Source organism: Chitinibacter sp. S2-10 (assembly GCF_046530675.1).
GTDB lineage: Bacteria > Pseudomonadota > Gammaproteobacteria > Burkholderiales > Chitinibacteraceae > Chitinibacter.
Genome location: NZ_CP172558.1, coordinates 1,198,794 through 1,216,901, shown reverse-complemented (window position 1 = coordinate 1,216,901; position 18,108 = coordinate 1,198,794). Strand labels below are relative to the sequence as shown.

Here is an 18,108-nt window from a genome sequence, read left to right as displayed (position 1 = left end):
TGCTGGTTTCACTGGCGCAAGCAGAACACTCATCTGGAGAGGAAAACATGACGTTGAAAGTGCGTAATTTGGTTCTTGGCGGGGCTATTGCCCTGATTGCAGGTACAGCCAGCGCCGCAGGCACGCTGATTTACTGTTCGGAAGGCAGCCCGGAAGGTTTTGATCCTTCACGCTATGTCACCGGCACGACCTTTGATGCCGCAGCTGAAACGATGTTTAACCGTCTGGTTGAATTTGTTCCCGGCTCAACGCAAGTGCGTCCCGGTCTGGCCGAAAAATGGGAAGTCGCCAGCGACAATCTGACTTACACGTTTACCTTGCGCAAAGGCGTCAAATTCCACACCACGCCTTATTTCAAACCGACACGCGATTTTAACGCCGACGACGTCATCTTTACTTTCAAACGCCTGACCGACAAAGACTTTGCCTTTAACAAGGCTGCGCCGACCGATTTCCCTTACGCGTCCGACATGGCACTGGATACCAATATCGTTGGCCTTGAAAAAGTGGATACTTATACCGTCCGGATGAAGCTCAAATCAGTCGATGCGGCTTTCCTGCAAAATCTGGCCATGTCATTTGCGTCTATCCACTCGGCCGAATACGGCGAGAGTCTGCTCAAAGCCGGCAAAGCCAATCTGCTCAATACCCAGCCTGTCGGTACTGGCCCGTTCGTTTTCAAGTCTTACCAGAAAGACGCCAATATCCGTTTCGACGGCAACAAACAATACTGGCGCAAAGGTGATGTCAAACTCGACAAGCTGATTTTCGCGATCACCAGCGATGCCTCGGTGCGTTACCAGAAACTGCAAAAAGGTGAATGCCATCTGATGGCTTTCCCGCGCCCTGCTGATCTGAAAGCAATGCAAACCAATCCAAAACTGACCGTCTTGAGCCAGGCCGGCTTTAATACCGGCTGGTTAAGCTACAACGTCGCGCACAAACCGTTCGACAAGCTCGAAGTGCGTCAGGCGCTCGATATGGCGATCAACAAGAAATCGATCATCGACGCGGTCTTCCAGGGGGCCGGTCAGGTAGCGACCAACCCGATGCCGCCAACGCAATGGTCTTACAACAAAACGCTCAAAGATGCGCCAGTTGATATCGCCAAAGCCAAAGCCTTGCTGAAAAAAGCCGGCGTTGCCGAAGGTACTGAAATCACACTGTGGGCGATGCCGGTACAACGTCCGTACAACCCGAATGCCAAACTGATGGCCGAAATGATCCAGAACGACTGGAGCAAAATCGGTATCAAGGCCAAGATCGTGACTTACGAGTGGGGCGAGTACATCAAGCGCGCCAAAGCGGGCGAACACGACACCATGCTGATCGGCTGGACTGGCGACAATGGTGATCCGGATAACTGGCTGGGCGTCAATCTGGGCTGTGAAGCGGTCGGCGGCAACAACTATGCGCGCTGGTGCAACAAGGAATTTGACGAGCTGATTACCAAAGCGCGCAGCACGATCAATCAGGCCGAGCGCACCAAGCTGTACGAAAAAGCCCAAGTGATTTTCAAACACGAATTGCCATGGACAACCATCGCCCACTCGACGGTTTACCAGCCAATGCGCAAGGAAGTGCAAGGCTTCAAAATCAGTCCGTTTGGTTTGAATTCATTCTACGGCGTGAGCGTGAAATAAACGTTCAAGCAAACCCCTCAAAAAAACCGGCTTTAATCGCCGGTTTTTTTTCGTCTTACCTTTACCAATGTCATGCCGCTACCAATGAAATAATTTGTCATCCATTGGTTTTGTGTAATATTTGATTCAGCTTTCGCGATTTTTATTTGCATAAACCGCAGTCAATACCCTGCCCCAACCCTGATCACAAGAACTCACATGGCTCTCGCACCGCAGACGATGGAAAAATCACCGGATCAAACACTCAAACCATGGTTGCTGACGACCTTGCTGCTGAGTGCGGCCTATCTCGTCAGTGGCAAACTGGGGCTATTGCTGGCGATACCGCCCGGTTACGCGTCGGCGATTTTTCCACCCGCAGGGATCGCAGTCACTGCGGCGTTTATTTATGGTCGCCGGGCAATCTTGGGCGTACTGCTGGGTTCTTTCGCGCTCAACCTCTGGATAGGCTATGAAAGCACTCATCAGTTTTCCCAGCTTGGCACGATTACTGCGGCACTGATTGCCATAGCCTCAACCGTTCAGGCCATTGTCGGCGGCCAATTATTGCGTCACTTCATCGGCTATCCTGCCGCTTTCGATAATTTGCGCGATATTCTGTATTTCCAGTTACTGGCATCGGTAATTTGCCTGATCAGCGCCACTTTGTCGGTAGGCGCATTGTTCGTACTCGGTCTGGTCACGGCCGATGCTTTCCTGTTCAGCTGGTTTATGTGGTGGGTGGGCGACACGCTGGGCGTGCTGGTGCTATTGCCGCTGACGATGATCTGCCTGGGTCAGCCGCGTCAGTTATGGCGCAGACGTGCCGCGACCGTCGCGGTACCGATGCTGGCGGCGTTTACTGTGCTGGTCGTTTTATACGTCAATGTCAGCAACTGGGAACACACCGAAATCATGACCGAGTTTCGCCTCCAGTCACAACGCGCCGCCGATATGATTCAGGCAAGACTGGAAGAGCAAGAGTCATTGCTCGAACAAACGCAGGGATTTTTTGCCGCCAATCAGAACGTCAGCGACGAAGATTTTCGTAAATTTTCACGTAAAGCACTGCTGCGCTTTCCAATGATCCAGGCTATTGAATGGGCGCCACGTATCGAGTCTGCACAACGGCGTGAGTTCGAGGCCAAGCAGCAGCAGCGCTTGCCGGGTTTCCAGATCAGCGAGCATGACCAGCATCGCGTGCTGCGCGCAGCCAAAGAGCGGGCGGTTTATTATCCGGTGACTTACGCCGAACCGCTCGAAAGCAATCAGTTTGTTTTCGGCTTTGACCTGCTATCAACCCAAGATCGCGCTGCTGCGCTGCTGCAAGCAGTACGCTCGACCCGCAGCATCGCAACTCAGCCCATTCATTTGTTGCAAGCCACCAAAGACACTTACGGCTTTTTGTTGCTGCATGCCGTCAGAACGCGAACCACCGACGAAGGTGTCGTTCTGACGGTCATCCGTGTCGACGATTTTCTGGACAAATTGCTGCCATCGGGCAAAGAGCAGCTGCAAATCCAGCTCACCGACGTTGAAACCGGCACACTGTTTTATAACTCCTTCGCCAACCCCGGCACGCAAGCCCAATGGCAGCAAAAAATCATTTATGGGCAGCGCGAATTTCTGTTTGCTACCGCACCCAGCGCGGCTTATCTGGCACAGCATCAGGGCTGGCAAAGCGTCACACTGCTATCGGCAAGCATTCTGGGGATCGGCCTACTCGGCGCCTTTCTGATGCTGGGAACCGGCTACACCGCGCGTGTCGAAAGCCAGGTACAGCAGCAAATGGCCGAACTGAACGAAAGCAGCGAAAAACTGACCACCCTGTACCAACTCTCGCCGCTGGGGATTGTATTTACTGCATTGGACGGGCGTTTTTTGGAGTTCAATGCGGCTTTCGAGCGGATTACCGGTTATAGCGCCGACGAGTTGAAAACACTCGATTACTTTACGCTCACGCCGGAAAAGTACATGCCAGACGAGCTCGTCCAACTGGAAACGCTGATGAAGCACGGCCGCTATGGCCCATACGAAAAAGAATACCGTCGTAAGGACGGCACACTGATCGCGATCCGGCTCAATGGTTTGCTGCTTAACGGCAAAGACGGCGAACATTACGCCTGGTCCTTGATCGAAGATATTTCGGAACAAAAACAAACCGAAGAAATCCTCCGCAGCAGCGAGGAACGCTGGAAATTTGCGCTCGAAGGCTCGGGCGATGGCGTCTGGGACTGGAATTTGCAAACCGGCATGCTGTTTTTATCCCGTCAGGAAATGGTGGTACTGGGCTACGCCGGGGAGGAGTCTCAACAAGTCGATTTTACCGGCTGGCTGGCGCGAATCCATCCGGCCGATCAAAGCAGCCGCAAACAGGCAATGGACGCCTATCTCAGCGGAAAAACACCCATTTACAGCTGTGAAATGCGCACCCGTTGCCGCGACGGTCATTGGAAGTGGATACGGACGCGTGGCATGCTGATCAGCCGCACTGCAGACGGCAAGCCATTACGGATGATCGGTACGCATACCGACATAGACGAGCAAAAACGGCAGCAGCGGCAGGAAGCAATGCACAACACCGTGATGGAAATGCTCGCTCATGGCATTGAACTGCATAAAATCCTCGACCAGATCATCGTCAGTCTGGAGCAGGACAATGAGGAACTGAGTTATGCCGTTTTCAGCCACGACGGCGACGATGAGCACGCGCTGGCCAATACGACGCTACCCGAATTTTGGTATCCCAAGCAGCCCGACATTGGCCTGGGCACCGAATACCCGGCAGTCCGCCATCACCCCGCTGCGGCGACATCCGGCGGCGTCACGATGCACCACACTGAAGCCATTGTGCTCGGCAATGGCAGAGTCGAAGGCGTGCTGGTGGCTTTTTGCAAACAAAGCAATGCAACGGTGGCTCCGGACATCCGGCAGCAACAACAGGCTGCCGCGCTGATCGCCACCGCCATCGAACATAAACGCATCGCCGAACAACTGCTGCTCGCCAATTCAGTTTATATGGCCAGCAGTGAAGCCATCATGGTCGTTGATGCGGCCAACCGGATTGTTGCAATCAACCCGGCTTTTGAAAAAATCACCGGATTTAATGCGCAAGATGCGTTGGGGCATGACCCCAAGCTGATGAAATCGGATTATTACTCACCCGAATTTTATAAAGAAATGTGGCAAACCATCCTGGCGAGCGGCAGCTGGAGCGGCGAAATTTGGAACCGACGCAAGAATGGCACCATCTATCCGGCGATGATGAATATCAGCACCATTTATGGCGATGATCATCAAATCCTCCGCCGCATCGCCATTTTTACCGATATTACCGATAAGAAACGAGCCGAAGAGCAGATTTATCATCTGGCTCATCACGACCTGCTGACCAATTTGCCCAACCGGGTACTTTATACGGACCGGCTCTCGCTCGCGCTGAGCGCCGCGCATCGCAACCGGACTCGACTGGCCTTGCTGTATATTGATTTGGATAAATTCAAGCCGGTCAACGACACGCTGGGTCACGCCATCGGCGATCTGCTACTTAAGCAAGTCGCGCAACGCCTGCTCGATTGTGTACGGGAATCGGATACGATCGCCCGCATTGGCGGCGACGAGTTTGTTGCGATCCTGCCGGCAGTACAATCCACAGCGGACGCGCACAATATAGGGGAGAAAATCCGTGCAGCGCTTGAGCAGCCATTTATCATCGACGAACATGTGCTGCAGATTTCGGCCAGCATCGGCGGCGCGCTTTACCCCGATCACGGCAGCAATGAGACGCAGCTAATCCAGCACGCCGACAATGCGATGTATCAGGCCAAAGCGCGTGGGCGTAATACGGTTTGCATCGAAACATCGACGAACAGCTGATTGATAAACTTTTCGATCTGGCTTGGGCACATAAGCTTGCAGGCCAATACCATGCCTGATGAGGTAGACACCTCAGCCAGTAATAAAAAAGCACTTTGTAGGAGCGGCTTTAGCCGCGAAAGCACTGTAAATCATGCCAATATTCGCGGCTCAAGCCGCGCTTACGCGTGAAGCTGAGAAGGCTGAGTATCAATAACCATGGCAGGTATTAACCTACAGAGAAATAATTAAGTAGCCTACAGAGCAATACCCCAATCAGGCAGCAATCAAACAACTCACCTGACTTTGCTCGCTGACTTTGCGCAATTGCGGCGTTTGTTCGCTGCACAGTGTTTGCGCTTTCGGGCAACGGGTGCGGAAGACGCAGCCGCTCGGTGGGTTGATTGGCGATGGCAGATCACCATGCAGAATCTGTATCGTTTTGCTGCGCTCCAGCGCCGGGTCGGGAATCGGGATCGCCGACAGCAGCGCCTTGGTATACGGATGCTGCGGATGATCATAGAGCGCGTGCTTTTCAGCCAGCTCCATTTCGCGCCCCAAATACATCACCAGAATCCGGTCCGAAATGTGCTTCACCACCGCCAGATCGTGCGCGATGAAAATCAGCGCGAGACCCATTTCCTGCTGCAGCTCTTTGAGCAGATTGATAATCTGCGCCTGAATCGACACGTCGAGTGCCGAAACCGGCTCGTCGCAGATAATCAATTTCGGCTGCAAAATCAGCGCGCGCGCGATACCGATACGCTGGCACTGGCCGCCGGAAAACTCGTGCGGATAGCGATTGATCTGCTGCTCGGTCAGGCCAACGCGCTGCATCATCGCGCGAACGCGCTTCATCACCTCAATTTTGCCGAGTTCTGGGTAATGCGTGTGCAGCGGTTCGGCGATGATTTGCGCAACGGTCATTCGCGGGTCTAAGGACGCGAGCGGGTCCTGAAAAATCATTTGCACTTCGCGGCGCACCGCTTGCCATTCTTTCGCATCGGCCTTGTGCAGCTCGCGACCGAGCCAGACGATTTCACCGCCAGTCGCCGGAATCAGATTCAGAATGCCGCGCGACAGCGTCGATTTGCCGCAACCCGATTCACCGACAATGCCCAGCGTTTCGCCTTCGTGCAAATCAAATGACACGCCATCAACGGCTTTCAGCGTACGCGCCGGCTGAAAAAAGCCCTTGTCGGATTTGACCTTGAAATGCACTTTCAGGTCGCGCACCGACAGAATCAATTTACGTTCAGCGGGCATGGCTCATCTCCTTCAGTTGCTGAACTTCAGCCAGCGATTTATGGCAGGCACGCAGTACGCCGTTGCTCACGGTTTGCAGCACCGGACGCTCGGCAAGGCATTGTTCACCCACCAGCGAACAGCGTTCGCTAAACGCACAGCCCTTGGGCATCTGCGCCATATTGGGCGGATTGCCCGGGATCGACACCAGCGTATCGCCGTCATGATCGAGTCGCGGCAATGCGCCGAGCAGGCCGACGGTATACGGATGGCTGGGCTGGTAGAAAATCTGCTCGGCCGTGCCCTGCTCCATCACGCGCCCACCGTACATCACCATCACGCGATCACACAGGCCCGCAACGACGCCCAGATCGTGCGTAATCATCACAATCGCCGTACCAAAATCGCGTTGCAAATCGCGCATCAGCGTAATGATCTGTGCCTGCACCGTCACATCGAGCGCCGTCGTCGGCTCGTCGGCGATCAGCACTTCGGGCTCGCACAGCAGCGCCATTGCAATCATCACGCGCTGGCGCATCCCGCCAGAGAATTCATGCGGATACATTTCGACCCGGCGCGCCGCCTCGGGGATTTTGACCGCTTCGAGCAATTCAATCGCGCGCGTTTTGGCTGCGCGGCGCGTCATGTTTTTATGCAATTCGAGCACTTCGGTCATCTGACGTTCGACGGTCAGATACGGATTCAAGGATGTCATCGGGTCCTGAAAAATCATCGCGACGCGATTGCCGCGAATGCGGTTCAGCTCACGCGTGTGCATCGTTAGCAGGTTTTTGCCTTCAAACGCGACCTCGCCGCTGGCCTTGCCGTTCTTGGCGAGCAAACCCATCATCGCCAGCACGGTCTGGCTCTTGCCCGAACCCGATTCGCCGACGATACCGAGCGTCTGGCCACGATCCAGCTCGAACGATACGCCGTTGACTGCGCTGACCACGCCATCGTGCGTCGTGAAATCGACGCCCAAGTTATTTACCGATAATAAAGTCATGGTTTTATCTATCCTTCGGATCCAGTGCATCTCTCATGCCGTCGCCGATGTAATTGGCGCAGTACAAAGTCAGGCTGAGCAAAACACCGGGAAACAGCAACATCCACGGTGTGTTTTCCATCACCGCCGCGCCGTCGTGAATCAGCACGCCCCAGCTCGTCATCGGCTCTTGCACGCCCAAGCCAAGGAAAGACAGCACCGATTCGGTCAGAATCACGCCCGGTACCGTGATCGTCGTGTAAATCACGACGATGCCGAGCAGATTGGGAACGATGTGACGCAAAATCAGCTTGTGCGTCGGTACACCGATACAGCGCGCAGCTTCGATGAATTCTTTGGATTTCAGCGACAGCGTCTGGCCACGCACCACGCGCGCCATGTCCATCCAGCTAAATACGGTAATCGTCAGCACGACCAGATAAAACTCGCGGCCGAGCAAAGTCACCATCAGGATCGCGATCAGCAGATAAGGCACGGCGTACATCATGTCGACGATACGCATCATGACGCTATCGACCTTGCCGCCGAGAAAACCGGCGGTCGCACCCCAGACGATTCCGAGCGTGACCGAGGCCAGCGTGGCAAAAAATCCGACCATCAGTGAAATCCGTCCCCCGATCAAGGAGCGGACAAACAAATCCCGCCCCATTTCATCGGTGCCAAACAGATGCCAGTTTTGCCAGGTCGGCGCCATGCTCATCGCGTCCCAGTCGGTCGTATCAAATTCATTGGGCAACAGGAAAGGGCCGATCACGCAAGCCAGCATGATCAGCAGCAAAATGATCAGGCTGATCAGCGCCGCCTTGTTGTTGAAAAACCGCCTCCGTGCATCAACCCAGGGGCTGCGGCTTGCAACCGCGCTGGCCAGCTGTGCCGCCTGATTCAGCGTTTGTACATTTTTTTGCGCATTGTTCTGCATGAGCCATCCTCAATAACGGATTTTCGGATCGAGCATGGCGTAAACCAGATCGACAATCAGATTAAGCAGGACGGCAAAAACGGTAATCAGCACGACCAGCCCCAGCACCAGCGTGTAATCGCGATTGGCCGCGCCGTTGACGATCAGCTTGCCCAGACCCGGCAGCGAAAAAACCGTTTCGGTCACGACCGCCGAAGCAATCGACGAAATCGTCAGCGGCCCCATCACCGAAACCACCGGCAGCAAAGCCGGTTTCAAGGCGTGACGGCGGATAATCGTTCGCATCGGCAGGCCTTTGGCCTTGGCGGTACGAATAAAGTTGCCACCGAGCACTTCGATCAGACTGCCGCGCATTACGCGCGCCACGGTCGCCATATTGATCAGCGTCAGCAGCGCAATCGGCAAAACCATATACATGACTTTGAAATCCTGCCAGCCGCCCGACGGCAGCCAGTGCAGCCAGACGCCAAACACCAGCGCCAGCACCGGGCCAATCACAAAAGACGGAATCGCATGCCCCATATTGCCGAGCAACATCACCAGATAATCGATCAGGCTGTTCTGGCGTAAGGCCGCGGTGATCCCCAACGCCACGCCGATGATCAGTGCCAGAGCGATGGCGATGCCGCCTATCGTCAGCGACACCGGCAAAGCCGCAGCGACCAGCTCGTTCACCGACCAGTCGGCATAGCGGAACGACGCGCCCAGATCACCCTGCAACAGGCTTTTCAGGTAATACAGATATTGCTGCCATAAAGGCAGATCGAGATGGTATTTGGCATTCAGATTGGCCAGCACGGCTTCGGATACCTTGCGTTCGGTATCGAACGGGCCGCCCGGCGTTGCATGCAGCAATAAATAACAAACCGTAATCACTGCCAACATCGTCGGGATCGTTGCCAGCAGACGGCGTAGCGCATAAGTCCACATATCAGAAACTCCGCAAATAAAAGCCGGGATCGGCTCTGGAGTGATGTCACATTCAAGGAATAGGAAGGCCTATCTTTGCGGAATTCGTGCCTGCCAAACAATTGGAGAATATCGCTACAGGCTATCCGCAATAGGCAGCCTGCAATTTTTGGAGTTAATCCGTTTGGGCTGCACACCAGATACATGGATGATGTATTGCCACACAGGACAACATTTAAAAGACCTTCAATTAAATACCCCCTGATAACCGGCGATTTGTCGCGGCAAGCAGGGGGTTTGACTACGTTTTAATGCTTGATGATGTAGAAGTTTTGCGTGCGGCGACGATCAAGCGGGTTTTTCACCTCATAACCGCCGACATAGCTTTTCACCAGTCGCGAGCTGACGTATTGCAGCAATGGAATCATCGGATATTCTTCCATCGTCATTTTCGCGCCCTCGCTCAGCAGTTGCTCGCGCTTGGCCGCATCAGCAGTCACCGATGCCTGTTTGAACAATTCCTCGGCCTTGCGGTTGCAATATTTGGTGTCGTTCTGTTCCGAATCACACTGCACCAGCTGGGTAAAAGTCGTCGCATCGTTGTAATCGGCGTACCAACCATTGCGGGCAATCTGATATTCGCCATCATGACGTTTTTTCAGTAAAACCTTGAACTCCATGTTTTCCATCTGAACGTCCAGACCCAGCTTGCTCTTCCACTCGGCGGCAGCCCAGATCGCCATTTTTTTGTGAAATTCATTGGTGTTGTAAATGAAGTTCAGCTTGGTTCCCGGCTTGACGCCCGCTTGTGCCAGCAGTTTTTTGCCTTCTTCGACACGCTTGGCCATCGGCCATTTAACCCAGTCGTAAGTGCTCGGTTTGGCGCCGCTCACGCCTTGTACCACAACGCTATACGCCGGGGTCTGACCATCAGCAGTGACCTTGTTCGCCAGAATGTCGCGGTCGAGCACCATCGACAGCGCCTTGCGCACCCGAACATCTTTCAGCAACGGGTCTTGCACGTTGTAACCGTAATAGCGCAAGCCAAGCAACAGGCCGTTGCGCAGCTCTTTCGGGTATTCGGTTTTCAATTTCGCATAGCTATTGGGGGCAATTTCATAAGTCCAGTCGGTTTCGCCGGATTGGAACAATTTGAAATCGGCTTCCTGCGATTCGATCGGCAAGTAGTTGACCTTGGTGATCACGACATTTTTTGCATCCCAGTAGTTTGGATTCTTTTCAGCCGTGATTTTGCTGTTCACTTTCCAGTCTTTAACCACATACGCACCATTGGTCACGATATTGCCGGGTTTGACCCAGTCCTTGCCGTGTTTTTCGACCGTCGCCCGGTGCACTGGCGCAAAATTGTCGTTGGACAACAGATCCGGCAGGAAAGCGACCAGACCGTTGGTTTTCACTTCGAGTGTGCTCGCGTCAATGGCACGAACGCCGACTTTATCCAGCGCGGCTTTGCCCTGTGAAGCTTCCAGCGCTCCCTGGATAAACATGCCGAAAGTGCTGGCATAAGGCGCAGCCGTTTTCGGGTCAAACAGCCGACGCCATGACCAGACGAAATCTTCGGCAGTCACTGGCGCGCCATTGCTGAATTTGGCATTTTTGCGCAGCTTGAACACCCAGGTCGTATCGTCAACCCGTTTCCAGCTCTCGGCGACGCCGGGAATGATTTTACCTTCGCCGTCAAAAGCAGTCAGACCTTCAAACAAATCGCGCGTAATGTTATGTGCCGGCACTGATTCAGCCACCGCAGGATCGAGCGTTTCAGGCTCTGAACCATTGCTGCGGTTCATTTCCTGCACCGGGTGCAGTTGAACATTTTTCGGCACATTGGCCGCTTGTGCCGCAGCCACACAACCCAGCGCCAGCAAACTGGCGAGCAATTTCTTATTCATCGTAACAACCTCTCTTGGATCAAGTCGATCAAGTCGCCGCTCACAAGCCGACGAAAATTCAGATTCAGCCACAGCGGATGAATCCATCAAACAAACCAATATTGCCCGCACCGGAGTCCTCGGACCCGGTGCGTCATGCTCTGGCAGGCGCTTAGAAGCTGATGTAGAAACCGGCAGCCAGCGTCGTCGGATCGGTGCCAGCGGTAGTCAGCATGACCCCATCCGTATCATTGCCGGTAACCCGATCACCGCCAGCCTTGTTATCGATGTGTGACAATTCGAGGTACAGCGCAGAGCTGATTTTCGTCGCGCCCATCGCCACTTCCGGCAGTGCATATTCATAGCCAAGCAGGTACAGATTGGCTGCAGATGCATCTTCGTGTGAATGGCCCATCCGGAACGTATGGTCACCCATCACGTATTGCAGCGTTTCAGCCACCATCCAATTTTTGCTTTCGCTGGCACCCGCTGCGGCCCAGTTACTGGCATTCACATAAGCAATGCCATAGGTCAGATTTGGCATCAGCTCGCCACGAACCCCGGCCAACCAAGCATCTCTGTCTTTGCCGTTGATTTCGCCGCGGTCATTTTCCACCGACATGCCGAGGTCAAAATTGAACATCGGATTCACGTCGTAAGAAACCGTACCGTGGTAACCGCGTTCAGGTTCGCTGGTACCATCGGTGGTACCAAACAGGCCGGCAACACGCACTGTCAGACCATTCATTTTTGGGGAAACATACTTGACCTGATTCGAAGGACGGCTGGTGCTGTTGCGATTAAACACCGTCCCCAATGAAGCATAACCGTTGAAAATGTCGTAGCGATTGAAAGCCATCCGCATCGGAGAATCGTCACGACCCACGGTCAGCGAACCGAGCTCACTATCGGCATAGCGCACGTACAGCTTGCGATCACCCAGAAAGGCCAGGCTGGCTGGCGCCATGTCTTTATCGAGGTAGGTGCTGATTTCCCACTGGAATTTACCGGTTGCAGTCACATCGTGGCTGCCCTGAACTCGGATATCCGAACCCACGTCATAGAGGTTTTGATAGAAGTCTTGCTTGCCATCCGCATCGGTTTGATTGTCGTTGTAAGACACTTCTGCCTGAATGAAACCGCCAATAGTCACTTCTGCTTGAGCTGCAACGCTCAACAAGGCTGCTGCAACTGCGGATGCCAAAAATTTGATTTGCATAATGATGTCCCGTGATAAACGTAAAAATTGCCAGCGCAATGCTTGTTTCACATTGTCGGCGGCAATTCTTTCACGGGGCGATACACCTACAGGCATTAGGGCTTTCCTCAGTAAGGAAACCAAAAACCGTAATACCCACTCAAGAAACAAATTATATCTATTTGATTTTTATGATTTATTTTCGGCAAAAACAAACTTTACCACCTGACCAGCGGTACACATTACTAGGTCACAAATATGCAACAAACCGCTGTACTGCCGATTTTTAATTGCAAATCTAACGCTGGCGCATGCGGAACACATTACTGAGGCGCAAACGGTACGGGAAATACCGAATAACGCTGCATGGCCTACAGACCTAGCATTACAGCAATCCAGAAATCCTTAGCAAGAACACACTTGAAACACAGACTGGCTTGATGAATCGGTGCCCGAAAATACGGCAGCCAGCCACTTCAACGCGGCCAATCGATCACGCAGCTTGGCTATTCTGCAAGACCATTCATTGCATCAGCTGTCGCAGTGTCCAGGAGAATTATCCATGTTCAGTTTCATATTGCGCCGTTTTGCGGTCGTCATCCCGACCTTTATCGGCGTGACTTTGCTCGCTTTTGCGCTCATTCACATGATTCCGGGCGATCCGGTGCTGGTGATGATGGGCGAGCGCCAGATTGACCCCGAGTTTTACAAAGCCGCGATGCAGCGTCTGGGGCTGGATCAGCCGCTGTACGTGCAATACACCGACTATTTGCTCAATCTGCTGCGCGGCGATTTTGGCACGTCGATTGTGACTCAGGAACCAGTCCTGAGTGAATTTCTGAAACTGTTTCCAGCAACGGTCGAGTTGTCGGTTTGTGCAATGGTGTTTGCCTGCGCAATTGGTCTGCCCGCCGGGATGCTCGCGGCAACACGCCGTGGCACGGTGATTGATCATGTCACGATGGGCGGCGCGCTGACCGGTTATTCAATGCCGATTTTCTGGTGGGGTCTGATCCTGATTATGGTGTTTTCGGTGTCCTTGGGCTGGACGCCGGTATCGGGTCGGATTGCCCTCGAATACGACATTAATCCGGTGACCGGTTTTATGCTGATTGACACCTTGATCTCGGGCGAAGAAGGCGCGTTCAAATCCGCAGTCCATCATCTGATTCTGCCTGCCATCGTGCTCGGAACGATCCCAATGGCCGTCGTCGCGCGGATGACCCGCTCGGCGATGCTCGAAGTTTTGCGTGAAGACTATATCCGCACTGCGCGTGCCAAAGGACTGGGTCGCACCCGCATTGTTCTGGTTCATGCCTTGCGCAATGCCTTGATGCCGGTCGTCACGGTGATTGGTTTGCAAGTCGGTACGCTGCTCGCAGGCGCCGTGCTGACCGAAACGATTTTCTCGTGGCCCGGCATCGGCAAATGGCTGATCGATTCGATTTCGCGCCGTGATTATCCTGTCGTTCAGGGTGGTATTTTGCTGATCGCCACGCTGGTCATTTCGGTCAACCTGCTCGTCGACATCCTGTACGGCGTGATTAACCCACGCATCCGTCATGCGAGGTAAGAAAATGAATACCCAAGACACCGCAATCAATCTGCCAGTGCTTGCCGCAAGCAGTTATCCGTCGCCATTGAAAGAATTCTGGCAATCGTTCAGTGCCAATCGCGGCGCGTTGATCGCACTGATTTTCTTCAGCCTGCTGGTCGTTGCAGCACTATTCGCACCCTGGCTGGCACCGCATCAGCCAGTGGAACAATATCGCGACGCCTTGCTGACGCCACCGGTCTGGGCAGCCAACGGCTCATGGCAATATATTCTTGGCACCGACGAGCTGGGTCGCGACATTTTGTCGCGACTGATGCACGGCGCACGTTTAAGTCTGATGATCGGTCTGGTGTCGGTTGCATTGTCGATGTTGCCCGGCATCGTCCTGGGTCTGCTGGCGGCGTTTTATCCGAAAATGCTCGGTAACGGCATTATGCGTGCGATGGACATCATGCTGGCGCTGCCATCCTTGCTGCTCGCCGTTGCCGTCGTTGCCGTACTCGGGCCTGGACTGATGAACACAATGCTGGCGATTGCGATTGTTTCGCTGCCTTCTTATGTTCGCCTGGCTCGCGCCTCGGCAATGACCGAACTGAATAAAGATTATGTCGTCGCCAGTCGGCTGGCTGGTGCCGGCAAAATACGGCTGATGTTTAACACCGTTTTGCCCAACTGCATGGCGCCACTGATCGTGCAGGGTACGCTGGGCTTTTCGTCGGCGATTCTTGATGCGGCAGCGCTGGGCTTTCTGGGTCTGGGCGCGCAACCACCGTTGCCCGAGTGGGGAACGATGCTCGCCTCGGCACGCGATTACATCGACAGCGCCTGGTGGGTCGTCACGATGCCCGGGGTGACAATTTTGCTGACGGTCGTCGCGCTCAATTTGCTGGGTGATGGTTTGCGCGATGCGCTCGACCCGAAACTGAAAAAACTGGCGTGAAGATAAGGAAAGAAGTATGAGCTTATTAGAAATCCGCAATCTGAACGTGAGCTTTGGCAATACCGCCCAGCCCTTTCATGCCGTATCTAGCCTCGATCTGAGCGTCGATCGTGGCGAAATTGTCGGCATAGTCGGCGAATCGGGGTCGGGCAAATCGGTGACGATGCTGGCGATGATGGGGTTGATCGACGCGCCCGGCCGCGTTACGGCCGATCAGTTGCAATTTGACGGACAAGACCTGCTCAAAATGCGCGCATCGCAAAAACGCCAGATCATCGGCCGCGATATTTCGATGATTTTCCAGGATGCGCTGACCAGCCTGAATCCGGCGTATACCGTTGGATTCCAGCTGATGGAAACGCTGAAATTGCATACGCCACTGCGCGGTGCGGCACTGAAACAACGTGCATTGCAATTGCTCGAACAGGTTGAAATCCCCGACGCCAAGTCGCGCCTTGACGCCTATCCGCACCAGTTGTCAGGCGGGATGAGCCAGCGTGTGATGATTGCGATGGCGATTGCGTGTGAACCCAAACTGTTGATCGCCGACGAACCGACGACGGCGCTCGACGTCACGGTACAGGCGCAAATCATGGAGTTGCTGGTCAATTTGCAAAAGCAGAATGACATGGCGCTGATTCTGATCACGCATGATCTGGCCGTTGTTGCCGAAGTCGCCCAACGCATGGTCGTGATGTATGCCGGTGAAGTCGTCGAAAGCAGTGCAACTCAGGCGCTGTTTGCTGCACCACGCCATCCATATACCCAGGCTTTGCTGTCGTCGATTCCCGAACACAGCAAGGGTGCGAAACGGCTTTCGACTTTGCCCGGCGTCGTTCCCGGCCAGTATGACAGACCGCAGGGCTGCCTGTTGAGCCCGCGTTGTCCCTACGCCAACGACACCTGCCGCAGCCAGAAGCCCGCCCTATTACCCCTGATGGGTAGCAGCGTGCGTTGCTTTACCCCATTGGATTCCAACGGGATACCCACCCATGAATAATCAAAGCACTCCAAAAATCATTCTTGAGGCCCAGTCTTTATCGCGTCATTACTCGGTCAGCCGCGGCTTTTTGAAAGGTCATGCCACGGTCAAGGCGCTCAATGACGTTTCATTCAAACTGGCAGCAGGCAAGACCCTGGCCGTCGTCGGCGAATCGGGCTGTGGCAAATCAACGCTGGCACGCCAGCTGACTTTGATTGAGGAGCCCAGCGCCGGACATTTGATCATCGACGGTGTCGATATCGCGAGCGCCAATACCGCCACACTCAAAGCCTTGCGCCCCAAAGTGCAAATGGTGTTTCAGAATCCGTTCGCCAGCCTCAATCCGCGCAAGCAAATCGGCACGATGCTCGCCGAGCCTTTGCTGCTCAATACCGAACTGAACGCCGAGCAGCGCGAGGCGCGCGTGCGCGAAATGCTCAAAATCGTCGGTTTGCGCCCCGAGCATTACCATCGTTACCCACATATGTTTTCCGGTGGCCAGCGCCAGCGGATCGCGATTGCCCGCGCGATGATGCTCAAACCGGCGGTACTGGTCGCCGACGAGCCGACTTCGGCGCTAGACGTATCAATTCAGGCGCAGATTCTGAATCTGTTTATGGATTTGCAGGACGAGCTCGGTACGGCGTATGTGTTTGTCAGCCACAATCTGGCCGTCGTCGAACATATTGCCGACGACGTGATGGTGATGTATTTCGGCAGCACCGTTGAATATGGCGACAAAAAAACCATTTTCGACCAGCCCTTGCACCCGTACACCCGCGCGCTGATGTCGGCAACGCCGGCTATCCGGCAGGAAGATCGCCGCGCCAAAATCAAGCTCACCGGCGAGCTGCCGTCTCCGCTCAATCCACCCAGCGGCTGCGCTTTCAACACCCGCTGCCCGTACGCCAACGAGCGCTGCAAGGCTGAAGTGCCAACACTACGGCCATTTGCCGGTCGGGTGATAGCTTGCCATCACGTCGAGAACATCCCCGTCTGAACCCCTTCTACCGCAGCCCGAAGTCCAGTTCGGGCTGTTTTCATTGAAGCTGCTCTGTAGTTTCACTATCCTGAATGGGGAACTCACTGCAACCTAGCCAGGCTAAACATCATGTCAATTTTGCAATATGCCGATAAAACCCCCGATCAACTGCATGACCAACGCCTGAGTATGCTGATCGATATTGCAAAAGAACTTGAAGATGAAGTCATATTCCCAACTTGTTTTGACGCATCAGTCCAGATCAGCACCGTGATGAAAAGCAAAACAGCGTCGCTGCAGCGCATTGCTCATGAAATCCAGAAAGACCCGCTGATTACCGCCAAACTGCTCCAACTAGCCAATTCAGTCGCGTATAAACGCGCAGGCAATAATGTCGCCGACCTTGATTCGGCATTGATGCGCGTCGGCATGGAAACCGCACGTGCAACGGCACTGGCGTGCGCACTGCAGCAACTGGTTCGTTCGCGCGAACTGACCCAGTTTGAAGGGATTGCCAACAAGCTCTGGATCCACAGCCTGAAAACCTCGATGATCGCTCGTGTCATCGCGCAACGTCTGACGCGAGTCAACCCGGAGCTCGCAATGTTGGCAGGGCTGGTTCACGACCTGGGCGCGTTTTACATGCTCGATCGCGCTGCGCATTATCCTGAGCTGGTCGAGCGGCCAACAACGGTTGAATTTCTGGTGGCACAGTGGCACGAAAGTGTTGGTGTCATCCTGCTCGATTCGCTCAGCATGCCGGAGGAAATCATCGATGCAGTCAGGGAAGTCGATCAACCGCGTCCCTTCATCGAAAACCCGCGTAACCTGAGCGACGTCGTTTATCTCGCCAATCTGTTTGCTGGCGGCTTTGCCGAAATGCAACGTCTCGATATCCCTGAGCTGGCAGAGCCCAAAGAACTAAGCTACGCCAAATACACCGATCTGCGCGCCGAGATGGATCAAGCCTGCCAGGAAATGATCAGCCTGTTTTGAGTGTCAAACC

13 protein-coding genes are annotated in these 18,108 nt (G+C 54.3%); 7 read left to right on the top strand and 6 right to left on the bottom strand.

The window, feature by feature from the left end; all coding sequences use genetic code 11:
- Positions 1 to 47: 47 nt before the first annotated feature.
- Together ACG2XO_RS05815 and ACG2XO_RS05810 are read left to right on the top strand one after the other, a co-directional pair.
- Positions 48 to 1,643, top strand: coding sequence for an ABC transporter substrate-binding protein (locus ACG2XO_RS05815; RefSeq protein ID WP_410500231.1), 1,596 nt, complete (start codon positions 48 to 50; stop codon positions 1,641 to 1,643).
- A gap of 198 nt (positions 1,644 to 1,841) precedes the next feature.
- Positions 1,842 to 5,498 carry a diguanylate cyclase domain-containing protein gene (locus ACG2XO_RS05810; protein WP_410499874.1) on the top strand — a complete coding sequence of 1,219 codons (3,657 nt, stop codon included), beginning with the start codon at positions 1,842 to 1,844 and terminating at the stop codon, positions 5,496 to 5,498.
- Between the two features lie 255 nt (positions 5,499 to 5,753).
- Here ACG2XO_RS05810 and oppF read toward each other — a convergent pair whose 3' ends face one another.
- From oppF to ACG2XO_RS05780, 6 genes are all read right to left on the bottom strand, one after another.
- On the bottom strand, positions 5,754 to 6,743 hold the full coding sequence (gene oppF, locus ACG2XO_RS05805) for a murein tripeptide/oligopeptide ABC transporter ATP binding protein OppF (RefSeq protein ID WP_410499873.1): 990 nt from the start codon (positions 6,741 to 6,743) through the stop codon (positions 5,754 to 5,756).
- Positions 6,733 to 7,728 (bottom strand): ABC transporter ATP-binding protein, encoded by a 996-nt coding sequence (locus tag ACG2XO_RS05800; protein WP_410499872.1) that lies wholly within the window; start codon positions 7,726 to 7,728, stop codon positions 6,733 to 6,735. Before ACG2XO_RS05800 ends, oppF begins: the two co-directional genes overlap by 11 nt.
- A 4-nt stretch (positions 7,729 to 7,732) precedes the next feature.
- Complete coding sequence (locus ACG2XO_RS05795) at positions 7,733 to 8,647, bottom strand: ABC transporter permease (protein WP_410499871.1); 915 nt, start codon at positions 8,645 to 8,647, stop codon at positions 7,733 to 7,735.
- Between the two features lie 9 nt (positions 8,648 to 8,656).
- Positions 8,657 to 9,577, bottom strand: coding sequence for an oligopeptide ABC transporter permease OppB (gene oppB, locus ACG2XO_RS05790; RefSeq protein WP_410499870.1), 921 nt, complete (start codon positions 9,575 to 9,577; stop codon positions 8,657 to 8,659).
- A gap of 287 nt (positions 9,578 to 9,864) precedes the next feature.
- Complete coding sequence (locus tag ACG2XO_RS05785) at positions 9,865 to 11,466, bottom strand: peptide ABC transporter substrate-binding protein (protein ID WP_410499869.1); 1,602 nt, start codon at positions 11,464 to 11,466, stop codon at positions 9,865 to 9,867.
- Positions 11,467 to 11,617: 151 nt separating this feature from the next.
- On the bottom strand, positions 11,618 to 12,760 hold the full coding sequence (locus ACG2XO_RS05780; RefSeq protein WP_410499868.1) for a porin: 1,143 nt from the start codon (positions 12,758 to 12,760) through the stop codon (positions 11,618 to 11,620).
- Positions 12,761 to 13,205: 445 nt separating this feature from the next.
- Between ACG2XO_RS05780 and ACG2XO_RS05775 the strand changes: the two genes are divergently transcribed.
- The 5 genes from ACG2XO_RS05775 to ACG2XO_RS05755 all read left to right on the top strand — a co-directional run bounded on the left by ACG2XO_RS05775 (position 13,206) and on the right by ACG2XO_RS05755 (position 18,098).
- Positions 13,206 to 14,216: an ABC transporter permease subunit gene (locus tag ACG2XO_RS05775; protein WP_410499867.1), complete on the top strand. Its 1,011-nt coding sequence runs from the start codon at positions 13,206 to 13,208 to the stop codon at positions 14,214 to 14,216.
- A gap of 4 nt (positions 14,217 to 14,220) precedes the next feature.
- Complete coding sequence (locus ACG2XO_RS05770) at positions 14,221 to 15,138, top strand: ABC transporter permease subunit (RefSeq protein ID WP_410499866.1); 918 nt, start codon at positions 14,221 to 14,223, stop codon at positions 15,136 to 15,138.
- A gap of 16 nt (positions 15,139 to 15,154) precedes the next feature.
- Positions 15,155 to 16,138, top strand: a complete 984-nt coding sequence (locus ACG2XO_RS05765) for an oligopeptide/dipeptide ABC transporter ATP-binding protein (protein ID WP_410499865.1) — start codon at positions 15,155 to 15,157, stop codon at positions 16,136 to 16,138.
- Positions 16,131 to 17,120, top strand: coding sequence for a peptide ABC transporter ATP-binding protein (locus ACG2XO_RS05760; RefSeq protein WP_410499864.1), 990 nt, complete (start codon positions 16,131 to 16,133; stop codon positions 17,118 to 17,120). Before ACG2XO_RS05765 ends, ACG2XO_RS05760 begins: the two co-directional genes overlap by 8 nt.
- 111 nt (positions 17,121 to 17,231) lie before the next feature.
- A complete protein-coding gene (locus ACG2XO_RS05755; RefSeq protein WP_410499863.1) occupies positions 17,232 to 18,098 on the top strand; it encodes an HDOD domain-containing protein in 867 nt (288 codons plus the stop codon).
- The last annotated feature ends 10 nt before the right edge of the window (positions 18,099 to 18,108 follow it).